We start from the raw sequence: 18,152 nt of genomic DNA on the forward strand, positions 1-18,152 counted from the left end.
AGTGAGTGAAAAGGCTATAGGTGCAGTCCGGCCCACGCGCCGAAAAGTCAGGCTGGCTGTCAGATAGGGCAGCGCAGTGCCAGGTTTTCACTCACTGAAACACACTGGGTCGTTGCAGGTTTTTTGGCGGCTTCACGCTTGGAAACACTTTTGCAATCACTCGTGTAACGGCTTGCATCAAAGCATTCTCACCATCTCATGCCACGCCATACCCCCATGATCCGACGGCGAAGGGCGCACATAGGTGTAGCCCATTGCTCTGTACAACGGCACATGCTGCTCCTTGCACATCAGGTGGAGGGTGCGCTTGCCCATCGCTTGCATGCGTTGCACGAACTCGGTCATCAGCCTTTTCGCATACCCCTTGCCTTGATGGGCCGGGTCGACCACCACCGACATGATCACCACATTCGGCGCCTCGGCCACATGGCCCACCAACTCCTTGAAGGCCTCGTCCGACATCACCACCTCATGGGCGCACCCTGAGTTGATGAAACCCACCACTGCGCCATCTTCCTCCAGGATCAAAAAGCCCTCGGGGTACTGCGCGATGCGCGTGGTGATCTTTTCAAGCGTTGCGGCTTCGTCGCCCTCGTAGGCGGTGGTTTCGATTTCAAAGCAGCGTGCGGCGTCGGTGGGCAGGGCGTTGCGCAAGGTGAGGGTGGGCATGGGCGGTTCCAGGGATGTTCAGTCAAAGGCCACATCATAGAGAAACGTTGCTCCTTTGGCACCGTAAGGCCTCTGGCCCTGAAGGCTCAAGCGGGAGGTTCAACGTTGGTGCCCCGCAATCAAACTGTGGCTTGACCTGCGATGGCGGCCTGCCAGCAGACGCCTACCTACCTGACCCCCCGCGACCCAACTGTGGGAGCGGGCTTGCTCGCGAAGGCGGCCAGACAGGCGATGCAGTTGTACCGGGTGCATATCCATTCCTGCGGTAACGGCCACTTAGGGTTCCGCCCTGACGGCGGCTCACTTTTGAAAAGCGCAAAAGTAAGCAAAACGCTCTTGCCCCACCACTCGGCACCTCGCTTAGGCTCGGTGTGCCCGTAATCCGCCAGTGATTTGGGGGGCCGCCGCCACGCGCCATCCATGGCGCGGGGCGGCTAAACCGGCATCCCTGCCGGTTTACCCCCCAAATCCCTGTCGAATTCCGGCCAGCGTGGTTTGACGGGGCGCCTAAGATCAAAAGCAGAGCAAGATCAAGAGCGGCTCGCTTCGCATCGTGGTTACCGGTAGAGCAGGTCCGGTGGTGTGCAAATGAACAGCCCCCATTCTGAAAGACAAAGGGGCATTTTCTTCAATACCTCCCGTCTTTGTGCGCGTTACCGTGATCTCAATATCGTTGGCATCACACAAGGAACTGTAATGAGTTTGATTCTCTCCATGGCCGCTTTTGCCCTGGCCACGTCCATCACCCCGGGCCCCGTTAATGTGGTTGCTTTAAGTGCCGGCGCGCGTTTCGGTTTTGTCGCCAGCCAGAAACATGTGTTGGGCGCCGCCGTAGGTTTCACCTTGTTGTTGGTACTGATTGGCCTGGGGCTGCATGAAGTGCTGGTGCGCTGGCCGATCCTGATCCGATTGATCCGTTGGGGCGGAGTCGCGTTCTTGTTGTATATGGCCTGGAAGCTGGCGGTGGATGATGGCCGGTTGGACGCTGATGGTGCACAGACCGCGCCGTCGATGCTGTACGGCGCGATCATGCAGTGGCTCAACCCGAAAGCCTGGCTGGCGTGTGTGGCAGGCATGGGCTTGTTTGTGGCCGATGGCGATGCGGCGCAGGTGTGGTTGTTTGCCGCGCTTTACCTGGTGATCTGCTACCTGTCGGTGGCGTGCTGGGCGTATGCGGGGACGTTTTTGCGCCGCTACTTGAACAACCCCAAAGGTGTGCGCCTGTTCAACCGCTCAATGGCCGCGTTGCTGGTGGCCAGTGTGGGTTATTTGCTGATGGCTTGAGGTTCTCGCGGTATTGCCCCGGCGTGGCCGCGAAGTGTTGTTTGAAGGTGCGCTGGAAATGCGCCTGGTCGGCAAAGCCCGCGGCCAGGGCGACGTCGGCAATCAGTGCGCCATTGCGCAGTTGGCTGCGAGCGAACTGGATGCGTCGGTTGACCATGTAGGCGTGGGGCGTCAAGCCGTAATACTGTTTGAACGCGCGGATCAGGTAAGACGGCGACAAGTCGGCGGCCTGGCAGATGTCTTCGAGTTTCAAGGCTTGTGTGCAGTGGGCGCGGATGTAGTCGGCGGCGCGTTCCAGTTTGTGATTGACCTCGCGCACCGGCGCCAACGAAGGGTTCAGGCGCTGTTGTACCTCGGTGAAGTAACTCACCAGCGCGCTCTGTTTTTGCAGCAACTCGGCCTGTTCATCCACCAGTGTGCGGTACAGGTCTAGCAAGCCGTGGTACAGCGCGGTGTCGCGGGTATGGGGCGTGTCGAAGGGCCGGTAGCCCTGGTCGGTACTGAACCCCAACTGGTATTGCAGGTCGGTCAGCCAAGGCGTGTCGAGGTACAGCATGTGGTAGGACCAGGGCTGGTCATGGATGGGGTTGCATGCATGCACATCGCCGGGGTTCATCAGCACCACGGTGCCGGCGCTGATGTCGAAGGTGTGCGCGCCGTAGTGGTAATAGCTGCAGCCGGTGGTGATCGCGCCGATGGAAAAATGCTCGTGGGCGTGCCGGATGTAGGTGACCTTGCGCCCGTCGGCGATGGTGCGCGCTTCGATGAACGGCAGGCGTTCGTCGCGCCAGAAGCGCGGCGTGTCTGCGGGGCGGGCGATAGGGCTCGGCGACATAGCGTTAGTACTCCTGCATTTGCATCCGCGTTACGTCAGGCCGGTACCAGAAAAGCCGCCTTGAGCAACTGCCGGGTATAGGCATGCTGCGGGTCGGCAAAAATAGCCCGGGCGTCGCCTTGCTCCACCACCTGGCCTTGCTTGACCACCATCAATTGGTGACTCAGTGCCTTCACCACCGCCAGGTCATGGCTGATAAACAGGTAGGTCAGGTTGTACTTGGCCTGCAAGCCGCGCAGCAACTCTACCACCTGGCGTTGTACCGTGCGGTCCAGGGCCGAGGTGGGTTCGTCCAGCAGGATCAGGCGCGGCTTGAGCACCAGCGCTCGGGCAATGGCGATGCGTTGGCGCTGGCCACCGGAGAATTCATGGGGGTAGCGATGCCGGGATTCGGGGTCCAGGCCCACTTCCTTGAGCGCCGCGATAATCGCCGCTTCCTGCTCGGCGGGCGTGCCCATCTTGTGGATGCGCAGGCCTTCGCCAACGATCTCGCTGACGCACATGCGCGGGCTCAGGCTGCCGAACGGGTCTTGGAACACCACCTGCATTTCCCGGCGCAACGGGCGCACCTGCTGTTGACTGAGGCGGTCCAGTTGCTGGCCTTCGAAGCGAATCCCGCCCTGGCTGCCGATCAGGCGCAAAATCGCCAGGCCCAGGGTGGATTTGCCCGAGCCACTTTCACCCACGATGCCCAGGGTTTGCCCCTGGGGCAGGCTGAAGTTGATGCCGTCCACGGCCTTGACGTAATCCACGGTGTTGCGCAAAAAGCCTTTTTTGATCGGAAACCAGACTTTCAGGTCGTCCACTTCCAGCAGCGGTGGGCCGACCGTGTTGTTGGCCGGACCGCCACTGGGCTCCGCCGCGAGCAATTCCTGGGTGTAGGGATGCTGGGGCGACTGGAACAGCGTCTCGCAATCGGCCTGTTCCACGATGCAACCTTGCTGCATCACGCAAACGCGGTGAGCGATACGCCGTACCAGGTTGAGGTCGTGGCTGATCAGCAACAGCGCCATGCCCAGCCGCGCCTGCAGCTCCTTGAGCAATTCCAGAATCTTCAACTGTACGGTGACGTCGAGGGCGGTGGTCGGCTCGTCTGCAATCAACAGCTCAGGCTCGTTGGCCAAGGCCATGGCGATCATCACCCGCTGGCGCTGGCCGCCGGACAGCTCATGGGGCAACGCCTTGAGGCGTTTGTGGGGCTCGGGGATGCCCACCAGTTCCAGCAACTCCAACGTGCGCTGGGTGGCGACCTTGCCAGTCAGGCCCTTGTGCAGCCCGAGCACTTCGTTGATCTGTTTTTCGATGGAGTGCAGCGGGTTCAACGAGGTCATCGGCTCCTGGAAGATCATCGCAATACGATTGCCGCGTATATGCCGCAGGGTCTTCTCTTTGAGCGTCAGCAGGTCTTGCCCGGAATATTCGATGGTGCCAGACGGATGCCTGGCCAACGGGTAGGGCAGCAGGCGCAGGATCGAATGGGCGGTGACCGATTTACCCGAACCGCTTTCACCCACCAGCGCCAGGGTTTCGCCGCGCTTGATGTCGAAACTGACGTGGTTGACCACGCGGTGATGATGCTCGCCGGTGACGAACTCGACACTGAGGTCGCGGATTTCGATCAGATTGTCCGGATTCATCTCATTTCCTCGGGTCGAACGCATCGCGAGCGGACTCGCCGATAAACACCAACAAGCTCAACATGATCGCCAGCACCGCAAAGGCACTCATGCCCAGCCACGGCGCTTGCAGGTTGGATTTGCCCTGGGCCACCAGCTCACCCAGCGACGGCGAACCTGCCGGCAGCCCGAAGCCGAGAAAGTCCAGGGCGGTGAGGGTGCCAATGGCGCCGGTGAGGATGAAGGGCAGGAAGGTCATGGTCGAGACCATCGCATTGGGCAGGATGTGGCGAAACATGATCGCGCCGTTCTGCATGCCCAGCGCCCGCGCCGCTCGCACGTACTCCAGGTTGCGCCCACGCAGGAACTCGGCGCGCACCACATCCACCAGGCTCATCCACGAAAACAGCAACATGATCCCCAGCAGCCACCAGAAGTTGGGCTGCACGAAGCTGGCCAGGATGATCAGCAGGTAGAGCACCGGCAAGCCGGACCAGATTTCCAGGAAACGCTGCCCGGCCAGGTCGACCCAGCCGCCATAAAAGCCCTGCAAGGCGCCGGCAATCACGCCGATGATCGAGCTGAGGATGGTCAGGGTCAGGGCGAAGAGCACTGACACGCGAAAGCCGTAGATCACCCGCGCCAGCACATCGCGCCCCTGGTCATCGGTGCCCAGCAGGTTGACCGAGGACGGCGGCGCCGGGGCCGGCACTTTCAGGTCGTAATTGATGCTCTGGTAGCTGAACGGAATCGGCGCCCACAGGGTCCAGGCGTCCTTGGCCTTGAGCAGTTCCTGGATGTACGGGCTCTTGTAGTTGGCTTCCAGCGGGAATTCACCGCCGAAGGTGGTCTCCGGGTAGCGCTTGAGCGCCGGGAAGTACCAGCCGCCGTCGAAGTGCACTGCCAGGGGCTTGTCGTTGGCGATCAACTCGGCGCCCAGGCTCAGCACGAACAACACCAGGAACAGCCACAGCGACCACCAGCCACGCTTGTTGGCCTTGAACCGCTCGAACCGGCGGCGATTGAGGGGGGACAGGTTCATCTCAATGCTCCCGGCTGGCAAAGTCGATACGCGGATCGACCAGGGTGTAAGTGAGGTCGCCGATCAGTTTCACGATCAGCCCCAGCAGGGTGAAGATAAACAGCGTGCCGAACACCACCGGGTAGTCACGGTTGATCGCCGCTTCAAAGCTCATCAGGCCCAGGCCGTCGAGGGAGAAGATCACCTCCACCAGCAACGAGCCGGTAAAGAAGATGCCAATGAAGGCCGAAGGGAAACCGGCGATCACCAACAGCATGGCGTTGCGGAACACGTGGCCATACAGCACGCGGCGGTTGGTCAGGCCCTTGGCCTTGGCGGTGACCACGTACTGTTTGTTGATCTCGTCGAGAAAGCTGTTCTTGGTCAGCAGGGTCATGGTCGCGAAGTTGCCGATCACCAGGGCGGTGACGGGCAGCGCCAGGTGCCAGAAGTAATCGAGGATCTTGCCGCCCCAACTCAACTCGTCGAAGTTGTTGGAGGTGAGCCCGCGCAAGGGAAACCAGTCGAAATAACTGCCACCGGCAAACACCACAATCAGCAAAATCGCGAACAGGAACGCCGGGATCGCATAGCCGACGATGATCGCCGAGCTGGTCCACACATCGAAATGGCTGCCGTGGCGCGTGGCCTTGGCGATCCCCAGGGGGATGGACACCAGGTACATGATCAGGGTGCTCCATAACCCCAGGGAAATGGACACCGGCATCTTCTCCTTGATCAGGTCGATGACCTTGGCGTCGCGGAAAAAGCTGTCACCGAAGTCCAGCTGGGCGTAGTTCTTGACCATGATCCACAAGCGTTCCGGCGCCGACTTGTCGAAGCCGTACATCTTTTCGATTTCCTTGATCAGCGCCGGGTCCAGGCCTTGGGCGCCACGATAGCTGGAGCCGGCCACCGCGACTTCGGCCCCGCCGCCGGCAATGCGGCTGGTGGCGCCGTCGAAGCCTTCGAGCTTGGCGATCATTTGCTCCACCGGGCCGCCGGGCGCGGCCTGGATGATGACGAAGTTGATCAGCAGGATCCCGAACAGCGTGGGGATGATCAGTAACAGGCGGCGAGCAATATAGGCCAGCATTCAATTGCCTCCGCTCGCCGCATCGGCGTTCTGCGTGGTGTCGAGGGATACCGCCGGTTTGACGTCGGGTTTAGCCCACCAGGTTGCGGTGCCGACGTCGTAGCGTGGCGAGACCTTGGGGTGGCCCAGGTGGTCCCAGTACGCAACACGGAAGGTCTTGATGTGCCAGTTGGGGATCACGTAGTAACCGAACTGCAGCACACGATCCAGCGCCCTGGCGTGGGCGATCAGGCTCTGGCGCGAACCGGCGTCGATCAACTCTTCCACCAACTGGTCGACGGCGGGGTCCTTGAGGCCCATGTAGTTGCGGCTGCCGGGCTTGTCGGCGCTGGAGGATTTCCAGAACTCGCGCTGCTCGTTACCCGGCGAGGTGGATTGCGGGAAGCTGCCCACCAGCATGTCGAAGTCGCGCGAGCGCAGGCGGTTGATGAACTGCGAGACGTCCACGCGACGAATCACCAGGTCGATGCCCAGGTCTGCCAGGTTGCGCTTGAACGGCAGCAGGATGCGCTCGAACTCGGTCTGGGCCAGCAGGAACTCGATGGTCACGGGCTTGCCGGTGCTGTCGACCATTTTGTCGTCGACAATCTTCCAGCCTGCCTCTTGCAGCAGTTGGTAGGCCTCGCGCTGTTGGGTGCGAATCATGCCGCTGCCGTCGGTGTGGGACGGTTCGAAGGCCTGGGTGAAGACTTCGCCAGGGATCTTGTCACGCAGCGGCTCAAGGATCGCCAGCTCGTCCGGACCGGGTAAGCCGGTGGCGGCCATTTCCGAGTTTTCGAAATAGCTGCGGGTACGGGTGTAGGCACCGTTGAACAGCTGCTTGTTGCTCCATTCGAAATCCAGCAACAGGCTGATGGCCTTGCGCACCCGCACGTCCTGGAACATCGGCTTGCGCATGTTGAACACAAAACCCTGCATGCCGGTGGGGTTGCCGTTGGGGATTTCTTCCTTGATCAAGCGGCCTTCTTTCACCGCTGGAATGTTGTAGGCATTGGCCCAGTTCTTGGCGCTGAACTCCAGCCAGTAGTCGAACTGCCCGGCCTTCAAGGCTTCCAGGGAGACGGTGCTGTCGCGGTAGTAATCGGTGATGCGGGTATCGAAGTTATAGAAGCCCTTATTGACCGGCAGGTCCTTGGCCCAATAATCCTTGACGCGCTCGTAGCGAATCATGCGGCCCGGCTTGACCTCCGCCACCTGGTAAGGCCCGCTGCCCAGGGGGATTTCCAGGTTGCCCTTGGAGAAATCCCGGCTCGCCCACCAATGTTTGGGCAGCACGGGCAACTGCCCAAGGATCAACGGCAACTCGCGGTTGTTGGTGCGCTTGAACTTGAACAGCACGCGCAACGGGTCTTCGGCCACCACCTCATCGACGTCGGCGTAGTAGTTGCGGTACAGCGGGTTGCCTTCCTTGATCAGGGTCTGGAAGGTGAATACGACGTCTTCGGCGCGGATCGGGTGGCCGTCATGGAAGCGCGCTTCGGGGCGCAGGTAGAAGCGCACCCAGCTGTTGTCCGGGGCTTTTTCGATTTTGCCAGCCACTAGGCCGTATTCGGTGATGGGTTCGTCCAGGCTCTGCGTGGCCAGGGTGTCGTAGATCAGCGGCAGGTTGTCCGCTGGCACGCCTTTGCTGATGTAGGGGTTGAGGCTGTCGAAGCCGCCCATGGCCGATTCGCGGAAGGTGCCGCCCTTGGGGGCGTCGGGGTTTACGTAGTCAAAATGCTTGAAGTCGGCGGGGTACTTGGGGGGCTCGTTGTAGAGGGTCAGCGCATGTTGTGGCGCGGCGTGCGCCGCGGTGCACAGCAACAGGCTGGCGAGCAGGGTAGTACGCAAGGACATCATTGGGCTTTCTCCGAAGCTTTCAGCCACCACGCGCTCAGGCCCAGGCTATAGGGCGGCGTGGTGACGAAGGCGAACCGGTTGCGGTACGCCAGGCGATGATAGTTGAGGTACCAGTTGGGAATGCTGTAGTGCTGCCACAGCAGCACACGGTCCAGGGCGCGGCCGGCGGCCAGTTGTTCTTCGCGGGTCTGCGCCGCCAGCAGTTGGTCCAGCAGGTGGTCGACCACCGGGTTGGCGATACCGGCGTAATTCTTGCTGCCCTTGATCGCGGCCTGGCTGGAGTGGAAGTACTGCCACTGTTCAAGGCCGGGGCTCAAGGTCTGGTTGAGGGTCATCAGAATCATGTCGAAATCGAATTGATCGAGGCGCTGTTTGTACTGTGCGCGGTCAACGGTGCGCAAGCGGGCGTCGACGCCGATGCGGGTCAGATTTTCGACATAAGGTTGCAGGATGCGCTCAAGGTTCGGGTTGACCAGCAGGATTTCCAGGCGCAGCGGTTGCCCGTCCTTGTCCAGCAGGCGCTGCCCCGACAGTTTCCAGCCGGCCTCGCTGAGCAGGGCCAGAGCCTGGCGCAGGGTTTCGCGGGGGATGCCGCGGCCGTCGGTGTGCGGCAAGTTGAACGGCTGGGTAAACAGCGCGGCCGGCAGTTGGTCGCGGTAGGGCGAGAGCATCAACCACTCATGGCCCACGGGCAGGCCGGTGGCCGAGAATTCACTGTTGGGGTAATAGCTCACCGAGCGCTTATAGGCGCTGCTGAACAGCGTGCGGTTGGTCCATTCAAAATCGAACATCAACCCCAGGGCTTCACGGACCTTGGCCTGGCTGAATGCCGGTCGCCGAGTATTCATGAACAGGCCCTGGCTCTGGGTGGGGATCTGATGGGCGATCTGCGCCTTGATCACATCGCCGCGGTTGACCGCCGGGAAGTTGTAGCCTGTGGCCCAGTTCTTGGCCTGATGCTCGATATAAATATCGAATTCACCGGCCTTGAAGGCTTCAAAGGCCACGTCGCTGTCGCGATAGAACTCCACTTCGACTTTGTCGTAGTTATAGAAACCCTGGTTGACCGGCAGGTCTTTGCCCCAGTAATCCTTGACCCGTTCAAACACCAGTTGCCGCCCAGGCGCCACCTTGGTGATGCGGTAAGGCCCACTGCCCAGGGGCGGTTCGAAAGTGGTGGCCTTGAAGTCACGGTTTTTCCAATAGTGCTGGGGCAGCACCGGCAACTCGCCCAGGCGCAGGATCAGCAAGGGGTTGCCGGCACGCTTGAACACAAAGCGGATACGGTGTGGGTTGAGAATGTCGACCCGGGCCACTTCCTGCAGGTTGGTGCGGTATTGCGGGTGGCCTTCGGTCAGCAGGGTGCGATAGGAGAACGCCACATCATCGGCGGTAATCGGCTTGCCGTCGTGAAAGCGCGCTTCGGGGCGCAGGTTGAACACCACCCAACTGCGGTCCTCGCTGTATTCCACCGATTGGGCAATCAGGCCATAGCTGGAGGTGGGCTCATCGCCGGACGGCGCGTATTGCCCGGTGCCCACCATCAAGGGTTCATTGAGCTCGTTGACGCCGTACTGCAGGAAGTTGGCGGTGGAAACCGGGCTTGAACCTTTGAAGGTATAGGGGTTGAGCGTATCGAAGGTGCCAAATGCCATCACCCGCAATGTCCCGCCTTTGGGCGCTGCAGGGTTTACCCAATCGTAATGGGTGAATTTGGCCGGGTACTTGAGTGTGCCGAACTGCGCATAACCGTGGCTCTCGGTGATCGTCGCGTTCGCCGCAAAGCTCAAGGCCAGGCTTATTAGTAGAAGGAGGGGACGCTTCAAGTCAGAGATCCGATCCGGGCGGCTTGGGCTTTATGATCGGTACAGTAACAGCTTGTTCCGGTTGGAAAAAGCATCTTGAAATTGGCTATAGGCCCATGTGCATCGGTCTCTACACAACGCTGTAGTGCTCAACGCTAACCACTATGCGAAGCGAGCCGCTCTTGCTCTTGATCTGCTTGTGATCTTGATCTCAGGCGCCCCGTTAAACCACGCTGGCCGAACGCAGGCTTGAATTCGTGGGTAACCCGGCAGGACGCCGGGTTAGCCGCCCCGCGCCATGGATGGCGCGTGGCGGCGGCCCACGGATTCAAGCCTGCGTTCGGGCACACCGAGCCCCGGCGAGGTGCCGAGTGGTGGGGCAAGAGCGTTTTGCTTACTTTTGCGCTGTTCAAAAGTGAGCCGCCGTCAGGGCGGAACCCTAGGTGGCCGTTACCTAAATAACGGATATATACCCGGTCAGACCCAACGTTCTGGTCGGCTGTAAGGCCGCCTTCGCGGGCAAGCCCGCTCCCACATGGGTTCCCCACAATGCCTGAGGCCTTAGCGCGGCCCGGAAACCACCAGCATCTGGCCTGGCTTCAGTGCCTGGCCGGTGCGCGGGTTCCAACGCTTGAGATGTTGCATCTCGACGTTGAAGCGCTTTGCCACCATGTACAGCGAGTCACCTTTCTTGACCTTGTACTGCACCGGTTTTTTCGCCGCAACTTTGCGCGTGTCCTGCATCACCAGGGTCTGGCCGACCTTGAGGGCCTGGCCGTTGAGCTTGTTCCAGCGCTGCAGGTCATGCACATCGACCTTGTTGGCCTTGGCGATCAGCGTGAGGTTGTCGCCACTGCGTACCTTGTAGTTGCGGGTGCGCCCTGCAACGGCCTTGGTCTCGACTTCGTCGAACACCGGCTTTTTCGGGCGCATGCTCAGCAATTCTTCCGGCTTCATCGTCGAAAGGGTGCTGGTCAGCAACTGGGCCTTGGAGGTCGGCACCAGCAGATGCTGGGGGCCGTCCAGGGTGGTGCGTTGTTTCAAGGCCGGGTTGAGCTGGAACAGCTCGTCTTCGTCGATCTCGGCCAGCGCGGCAACCCGTGACAGGTCCATGCTTTGCTTGACTTCAACCACTTCGAAGTACGGCGTGTTGGCAATCGGGTTCAGGTTGACGCCGTAGGCTTCAGGCGCCAGTACCACCTGGGACAAGGCCAGGAACTTGGGCACATAGTCCTTGGTTTCCTGGGGCAGGGGCAGGTTCCAGTAATCGGTGGGCAGGCCGAGTTTTTCGTTGCGCTCGATTGCCCGGCTGACCGTGCCTTCGCCGGCGTTATAAGCCGCCAGGGCCAGCAGCCAGTCGCCGTTGAACATGTCATGCAGACGCGTCAGATAGTCCAGGGCGGCGGTGGTGGAGGCGGTGATGTCGCGGCGGCCGTCGTAGGCGCGGGTCTGGCGCAGGTTGAAGTAGCGCCCGGTGGAGGGAATGAACTGCCACAAGCCGACCGCATCGCTGCGCGAATAGGCCATTGGGTTGTAGGCACTTTCAATCACTGGCAGGAGCGCCAGCTCCAGGGGCATGTTGCGTTCTTCAAGGCGTTCGACGATGTAATGAATATAGAGGCTGCCGCGTTCGCCGGCATTCTCCAGAAAGGACGGGTTGCTGGCGAACCACAGGCGCTGTTGCTCGATACGCGGGTTGACGCCGACACCGTCCTGCAATTGAAAGCCCCGACGCATGCGTTCCCAGACATCCTGGGGCACTTCGGGGCTAGGCTTCTCTGATAGCCAAATAGGTTTTTGCTTGATCTTGGCAGCAAGATTCGGTTTGGGTTGCACGGTGGATTGTGCAGCGTAATGAGTCGATTGGCAGCCCGCCAGAGTTGCGGAAACGGCCACCGCCACGGCTTGAGCCAGGCGGGTCAATGCGTCTGAAGAAATGGATTTACGAATAGATGACGACATTGGCTGGAAGTAAGTTCCGGGCAAAAATGTCGGGCGATTCTAGAAAGCGCTGTGGTTCCGGTCAACCATTCAGAAATTACGTATCAGATTGCATCTGGTTAGAACTTATCTTTCCAAGCCCTCAAGCTAGCAAACACCTCGGCCCCAGAGCGGTTGTCGCGGCCGTTCCGTTCGTCCGCTTTTTGTTTAACGGATGTTTCAGCGGTGCGCAAAAATGGGTTAGTACGTTTTTCCAGGGCCAGGTTGGATGGCAGCGTCATCTCGCCACGGGCGCGGAGTTGGGCGACATTTTCCACGCGTTCGGCGATGTCGGCGTTGTGCGGCTCCACGGCTTGGGCAAACTTGAGGTTACTTTGTGTGTACTCGTGGGTGCAGTACACCTGCGTATCGGCGGGCAGGGCGGCCAGGCGTTCCAGGGAGCTGTACATCTGTTCGGGCGTGCCCTCAAAGAGGCGGCCGCAGCCGGCAGCAAACAAGGTATCGCCACACAGCAATACGCCTTGGTGGTAAAAGGCGATGTGGCCCAGGGTATGGCCTGGCACCGCGTACACGTCGAAGTCCCAGCCCAGCACGCTGATACGGTCGTTATCGTGCAAGGCCACATCCCGCGCCGGGATCTTTTCGTTGGCCGGGCCGTAGACCTTGGCGCCGGTGGCATTTTTCAGTTGCTCGACACCGCCTACATGATCATGGTGATGGTGGGTGACCAGGATGTCGCTGAGGGTCCACGCCGCATTCTGCTTGAGCCAGGCCAGCACTGGCGCGGCATCGCCGGGGTCGACCACGGCGCAGCGCTGGGTGGCGGGGTCTTGTAACAACCAGATGTAGTTGTCGGTGAAGGCGGGTAGGGCACTGATCTGTATCATTCTTCGATTCGCCAAGCTGAACACATTGGTGCATCTTAGAACGTCTAGGCGAGTTGGAGAATGCAATGACTGATAAAGCGTTCGCCCAGGCCGATCCTGAGTGGCTGGCCCTGATCAGCGCGGCCCGCGAATGGTTGTCCGGGCCGATTGGGCAGTTTTTGCTGGAAGAAGAGCGGCGCATGCTCGAAGACGAGCTGGGCCGGTTCTTTGGTGGCTACCTGGTGCATTACGGGCCGTCAGCCGACACGCCGCCCTCGGCGCCGCAGGTGCAACGCAATGTGCGCCTGGGCGCGCCGTTGCCGGGGGTGGAAATCGTCTGCGAGGAACAGGCCTGGCCCTTGAGCGAGCACGCCGCCGATGTGGTGGTGTTGCAGCACGGCCTGGATTTTTGCCTCTCACCCCACGGTTTGCTGCGCGAAGCGGCCAGCAGCGTGCGCCCTGGTGGCCATTTGCTGATTGTCGGCATCAACCCCTGGAGCAGTTGGGGCCTGCGCCGTGTGTTCGCCCATGACGGGCTGCGCCAGGCGCGTTGCATTGCGCCTTCACGGGTGGGCGACTGGCTCAACCTGCTGGGCTTCGCGCTGGAGAAACGCCGCTTCGGGTGCTATCGTCCGCCGCTTGCGACTGCCAAGTGGCAGGGCCGCCTGGCCGGTTGGGAACGCCGCGCAGGGGCCTGGCAGCTGTCGGGTGGCGGCTTCTATTTACTGGTTGCACGCAAGATCGTGGTCGGGCTGCGACCGGTGCAACAAGTACGCCGCGAGCCGATCGGCAAGCTCGTGCCGATGCCGTTGGCCAAGGTCAACCGCGAACAAAGCGAACCGTAAACCTTTTTTTGATTTCAGGCCGAATAACCGATGACCGATAGCGTAGAACTCTTCACCGATGGCGCCTGCAAGGGCAACCCGGGCCCAGGTGGCTGGGGCGCCTTGCTGGTGTGCAAGGGCGTGGAGAAGGAACTGTGGGGCGGCGAAGCCAATACCACCAATAACCGCATGGAACTGATGGGCGCCATTCGCGGCCTCGAAGAACTCAAGCGGCGCTGCAACGTACTGCTGGTGACCGACTCGCAATATGTGATGAAGGGCATCAACGAGTGGATGGTCAACTGGAAAAAACGCGGCTGGAAGACGGCGGCCAAGGAGCCGGTCAAGAACGCCGACCTGTGGCAATTGCTCGATGAGCAGTGCAACCGTCACGACATCACCTGGAAATGGGTACGCGGGCATATTGGCCATCCAGGCAACGAACGTGCCGACCAGTTGGCCAACCGTGGCGTGGATGAAGTGCGCGGCTACAAGCAGAGCTGAATCAGCAGCACGTTTGCTAAACCTTGTAAAAAACTGTTGGGTGTTCACCGGTGGCTGGGTGCCATGGGGCGCTTCGTTTACAGAGCGTGCTAATATCCCGCCCCTTGAACTGTACCGAACCGTTGAGAGCTGAACCCTGATGGCCATCCGATCTGTTGTACTCGATACCGAAACCACCGGCATGCCGGTGACCGATGGTCACCGGATCATCGAAATCGGTTGTGTCGAACTGATGGGGCGCCGCCTTACCGGCCGCCACTTCCACGTCTACCTGCAACCGGACCGTGACAGTGACGAAGGGGCGATTGGCGTCCACGGCATCACCGATGAATTCCTCAAGGGCAAGCCGCGCTTTGCCGAAGTGGCCGATGAGTTCTTCGAGTTCATCAACGGCGCCCAGTTGATCATTCATAACGCGGCGTTCGACATCGGTTTCATCAACAACGAATTTGCCCTGATGGGGCAGACCGACCGTGCGGACATCTCCCAGCACTGCACGATCCTCGACACCTTGATGATGGCCCGCGAGCGTCACCCGGGCCAACGTAACAGCCTCGACGCCTTGTGCAAGCGTTATGGCGTCGACAACTCCGGCCGTGAACTCCACGGCGCCTTGCTCGACTCCGAGATTCTGGCCGACGTTTACCTGACCATGACCGGTGGGCAGACCAGCCTGTCCCTGGCCGGTAATGCGTCCGATGGCAGCGGTTCGGCGGAGGGCTCGGGCAACCGCCCTTCAGAAATCCGCCGCTTGCCGGCTGATCGCAAGCCGACGCCGATCATCCGCGCCAGCGAGCAGGACCTGGCCGAGCATGCGGCGCGGCTGGAGGCGATCGCCAAGGCGGCGGGCGCGCCGGCGTTGTGGACGCAACTCACTCAGCAATAACAGCGTTCACCTATCTATCTGACGCCCCGCGATCCAAATGTGGGCTTGCCTGCGATGGCGGCCTGACAGCCGACGGTAACCACGATGCGAAGCGAGCCGCTCTTGATCTTGATCTGCTTTTGATCTCAAGCGCCCCGTCAAACCACGCTGGCCGTAATTCGACAGTGATTTGGGGGGTAAACCGGCAGGGATGCCGGTTTAGCCGCCCCGCGCCATGGATGGCGCGTGGCGGCGGCCCCCCAAATCACTGGCGAATTACGGGCACACCGAGCCTAAGCGAGGTGCCGAGTGGTGGGGCAAGAGCGTTTTGCTTACTTTTGCGCTTTTCAAAAGTAAGACGCCGTCAGGGCGGAACCCTAAGCGGCCGTTACCGCAGGAATGGATATGTACCCGGTATAACTGCGTCGCCTGTTAGGCCGCCTTCGCGAGCAAGCCCGCTCCCACAGTTGGATAGCGGGGTGTCAGGTAGATAGGTATCGGCTGGGAGGCCGCCATCGCAGGCAAGCCAGCTCCCACATTTGGATTGTGGGGTGTCAGGCAGATAGGCGTCGGCAGGCAGGCCGTCACGGGAGCAAGCTCCCTCGCCACAGGTTAAGCCCCGTACCGAAGTTAGAGATACCTCTCGACCACCTGTGAAATCTTCATTCGCCACTTTTGCTTCCAGCTTCTACCCTTGTGCAAAGCCTCCGGAGTAAGAGTGCTCATGTATAAAGACCTGAAGTTCCCCGTTCTGATCGTGCACCGTGACATCAAGGCCGACACCGTTGCCGGTGACCGGGTTCGAGGCATCGCCAGGGAGTTGGAACAGGAGGGCTTCAGTATTTTTTCTGCGGTGGACTACGCCGAGGGGCGACTGGTGGCCGCCACCCATCACGGTCTGGCGTGCATGTTGATCGCCGCCGAAGGCGCCGGGGAAAACACCCATCTGTTGCAAAACATGGTAGAGCTGATTCGCCTGGCGCGGCTGCGCGCACCCAACCTGCCGATCTTTGCGCTGGGCGAGCAAGTCACCCTGGAAAACGCCCCTGCCGATGCCATGAGCGAGCTCAACCAACTGCGCGGCATCCTTTATCTGTTCGAAGACACCGTGCCGTTTCTGGCGCGCCAAGTCGCCCGCGCCGCACGCACTTACCTGGATGGCCTGTTACCGCCGTTCTTCAAGGCTTTGGTGCAACACACCGCCGACTCCAATTATTCCTGGCACACCCCCGGCCATGGCGGTGGCGTGGCCTATCGCAAAAGCCCGGTGGGGCAGGCGTTTCATCAGTTCTTTGGGGAGAACACCCTGCGCTCGGACTTGTCGGTATCGGTGCCCGAACTGGGCTCGCTGCTCGATCACACCGGGCCCTTGGCCGAAGCCGAGGCCCGCGCTGCGCGTAACTTCGGCGCCGACCATACGTTCTTCGTGATCAACGGCACGTCCACCGCCAACAAGATCGTCTGGCATTCCATGGTGGGGCGCGATGACCTGGTGCTGGTGGACCGCAATTGCCACAAGTCGGTGCTGCATTCGATCATCATGACCGGCGCGATCCCTCTCTACCTGTGCCCGGAGCGCAACGAGCTGGGGATCATCGGCCCGATCCCCCTGAGCGAATTCAGCCCTGAGTCGATCCGCGCCAAGATCGACGCCAGCCCCTTGACCCGTGGGCGACCACCGAAAGTGAAATTGGCGGTGGTGACCAACTCCACCTACGACGGCCTGTGCTACAACGCCGAACTGATCAAGCAGCAGTTGGGCAGCAGTGTCGAGGTGCTGCACTTCGATGAGGCCTGGTACGCCTACGCCGCCTTTCACGAGTTCTTCGCCGGGCGCTATGGCATGGGCACCTCGCGCACGCCGGACAGCCCCTTGGTGTTCACCACCCACAGTACGCATAAATTGCTGGCCGCCTTCAGCCAGGCGTCGATGATCCACGTGCAGGACGGCGGCGCACGGCAACTGGACCGTGACCGCTTCAATGAAGCCTTCATGATGCATATCTCCACCTCGCCGCAATACAGCATCATCGCGTCGCTGGATGTGGCCTCGGCGATGATGGAGGGCCCGGCCGGGCGCTCGCTGCTCCAGGAAATGTTCGACGAGGCCTTAAGTTTTCGTCGCGCCCTGGCTAACTTGCGCCAACATATCGCGGCCGAGGACTGGTGGTTTTCCATCTGGCAACCACCCTCGGTCGCAGGCATCGACCGGGTCGCCACGGTGGATTGGCTGTTGCACCCCGGGGATGAATGGCATGGCTTTGGCGACGTGGTCGAAGACTACGTGCTGCTGGACCCGATCAAAGTCACGCTGGTGATGCCTGGCCTCAACGCCGGCGGAGCCTTGAGCGAGTGCGGGATTCCCGCCGCAGTGGTCAGCAAGTTCCTGTGGGAGCGCGGGCTGGTGGTGGAGAAGACTGGGCTGTATTCGTTCCTCGTGCTGTTTTCCATGGGCATTACCAAAGGCAAATGGAGCACCTTGCTCACCGAGCTGCTGGAGTTCAAGCGTAGCTACGATGCCAATGTCAGCCTGGCCAGTTGCTTGCCGTCGGTGTATGCCCAAGGCCCGGCGCGTTATCAAGGCCTGGGGCTGCGCGACCTTTGCGACCAGTTGCACAGCTGTTACCGTAGCAATGCCACGGCCAGGCACCTCAAGCGTATGTATACGGTATTGCCGCAAATCGCGATGAAGCCTGCCGACGCCTACGACCAGTTGGTCAGGGGCGAAGTGGAGGCGGTCTCTATCGATGCCTTGGCAGGACGCATCGCCGCCGTGATGCTGGTGCCTTACCCGCCGGGCATTCCACTGATCATGCCTGGCGAACGCTTCACCGAGTCAACGCGTTCGATCATCGATTACCTGGCATTTGCCCGCACGTTCGATAGCAGTTTCCCCGGTTTTGTCGCGGATGTGCATGGGCTGCAACACGAAGATGACGGCAGTGGCCGTCGTTATACCGTCGACTGCATCAAGGGTTAAGGAAGGT

General features: G+C 60.8%; 14 protein-coding genes. 5 read left to right on the plus strand and 9 right to left on the minus strand.

Going from position 1 to position 18,152, the window contains the following annotated elements:
• Nucleotides 1-177: 177 nt before the first annotated feature.
• Complete coding sequence (locus N2A98_RS10905; RefSeq protein WP_044270023.1) at nt 178-669, minus strand: GNAT family N-acetyltransferase; 492 nt, start codon at nt 667-669, stop codon at nt 178-180.
• A 696-nt stretch (nt 670-1,365) separates the two neighbouring features.
• Between N2A98_RS10905 and N2A98_RS10910 the strand changes: the two genes are divergently transcribed.
• Nucleotides 1,366-1,953, plus strand: a complete 588-nt coding sequence (locus N2A98_RS10910) for a LysE family translocator (RefSeq protein WP_044270022.1) — start codon at nt 1,366-1,368, stop codon at nt 1,951-1,953.
• Here the strand turns inward: N2A98_RS10910 and N2A98_RS10915 are convergent.
• The 8 genes from N2A98_RS10915 to gloB all read right to left on the minus strand — a co-directional run bounded on the left by N2A98_RS10915 (nt 1,895) and on the right by gloB (nt 12,993).
• Nucleotides 1,895-2,788, minus strand: a complete 894-nt coding sequence (locus tag N2A98_RS10915) for an AraC family transcriptional regulator (protein WP_044270020.1) — start codon at nt 2,786-2,788, stop codon at nt 1,895-1,897. The two genes, N2A98_RS10910 and N2A98_RS10915, sit on opposite strands and share 59 nt — an antisense overlap.
• Before the next feature lie 35 nt (nt 2,789-2,823).
• Nucleotides 2,824-4,425, minus strand: coding sequence for an ABC transporter ATP-binding protein (locus N2A98_RS10920; protein ID WP_044270018.1), 1,602 nt, complete (start codon nt 4,423-4,425; stop codon nt 2,824-2,826).
• Between the two features lies 1 nt (nt 4,426).
• Nucleotides 4,427-5,446, minus strand: a complete 1,020-nt coding sequence (locus tag N2A98_RS10925) for an ABC transporter permease (RefSeq protein ID WP_003190688.1) — start codon at nt 5,444-5,446, stop codon at nt 4,427-4,429.
• Nucleotide 5,447: 1 nt separating this feature from the next.
• Nucleotides 5,448-6,521: a microcin C ABC transporter permease YejB gene (locus N2A98_RS10930; RefSeq protein WP_034135393.1), complete on the minus strand. Its 1,074-nt coding sequence runs from the start codon at nt 6,519-6,521 to the stop codon at nt 5,448-5,450.
• Nucleotides 6,522-8,360, minus strand: a complete 1,839-nt coding sequence (locus N2A98_RS10935) for an extracellular solute-binding protein (protein WP_044270014.1) — start codon at nt 8,358-8,360, stop codon at nt 6,522-6,524.
• Entirely contained in the window at nt 8,357-10,186 is a 1,830-nt protein-coding gene (locus N2A98_RS10940; protein ID WP_044270012.1) for an extracellular solute-binding protein, read from the minus strand. Before N2A98_RS10940 ends, N2A98_RS10935 begins: the two co-directional genes overlap by 4 nt.
• Before the next feature lie 540 nt (nt 10,187-10,726).
• Entirely contained in the window at nt 10,727-12,127 is a 1,401-nt protein-coding gene (locus N2A98_RS10945; protein ID WP_044270010.1) for a transglycosylase SLT domain-containing protein, read from the minus strand.
• 98 nt (nt 12,128-12,225) lie between these two features.
• Entirely contained in the window at nt 12,226-12,993 is a 768-nt protein-coding gene (gene gloB / locus N2A98_RS10950) for a hydroxyacylglutathione hydrolase (protein WP_069558993.1), read from the minus strand.
• A 65-nt stretch (nt 12,994-13,058) separates the two neighbouring features.
• Here gloB and N2A98_RS10955 point away from each other — a divergent pair, with 65 nt between their 5' ends.
• The 4 genes from N2A98_RS10955 to N2A98_RS10970 all read left to right on the plus strand — a co-directional run bounded on the left by N2A98_RS10955 (nt 13,059) and on the right by N2A98_RS10970 (nt 18,145).
• Entirely contained in the window at nt 13,059-13,817 is a 759-nt protein-coding gene (locus tag N2A98_RS10955) for a methyltransferase domain-containing protein (RefSeq protein WP_275623408.1), read from the plus strand.
• Between the two features lie 30 nt (nt 13,818-13,847).
• Complete coding sequence (gene rnhA / locus N2A98_RS10960; RefSeq protein WP_003173571.1) at nt 13,848-14,300, plus strand: ribonuclease HI; 453 nt, start codon at nt 13,848-13,850, stop codon at nt 14,298-14,300.
• Between the two features lie 145 nt (nt 14,301-14,445).
• Nucleotides 14,446-15,186: a DNA polymerase III subunit epsilon gene (dnaQ, locus tag N2A98_RS10965; protein ID WP_164692278.1), complete on the plus strand. Its 741-nt coding sequence runs from the start codon at nt 14,446-14,448 to the stop codon at nt 15,184-15,186.
• 703 nt (nt 15,187-15,889) lie between these two features.
• A complete protein-coding gene (locus N2A98_RS10970; RefSeq protein WP_275623409.1) occupies nt 15,890-18,145 on the plus strand; it encodes an Orn/Lys/Arg decarboxylase N-terminal domain-containing protein in 2,256 nt (751 codons plus the stop codon).
• Nucleotides 18,146-18,152 lie beyond the last annotated feature (7 nt).

The sequence above is a fragment of the Pseudomonas sp. FJ2-5-13 genome (assembly GCF_029201605.1).
Classification (GTDB): domain Bacteria; phylum Pseudomonadota; class Gammaproteobacteria; order Pseudomonadales; family Pseudomonadaceae; genus Aquipseudomonas; species Aquipseudomonas lactis.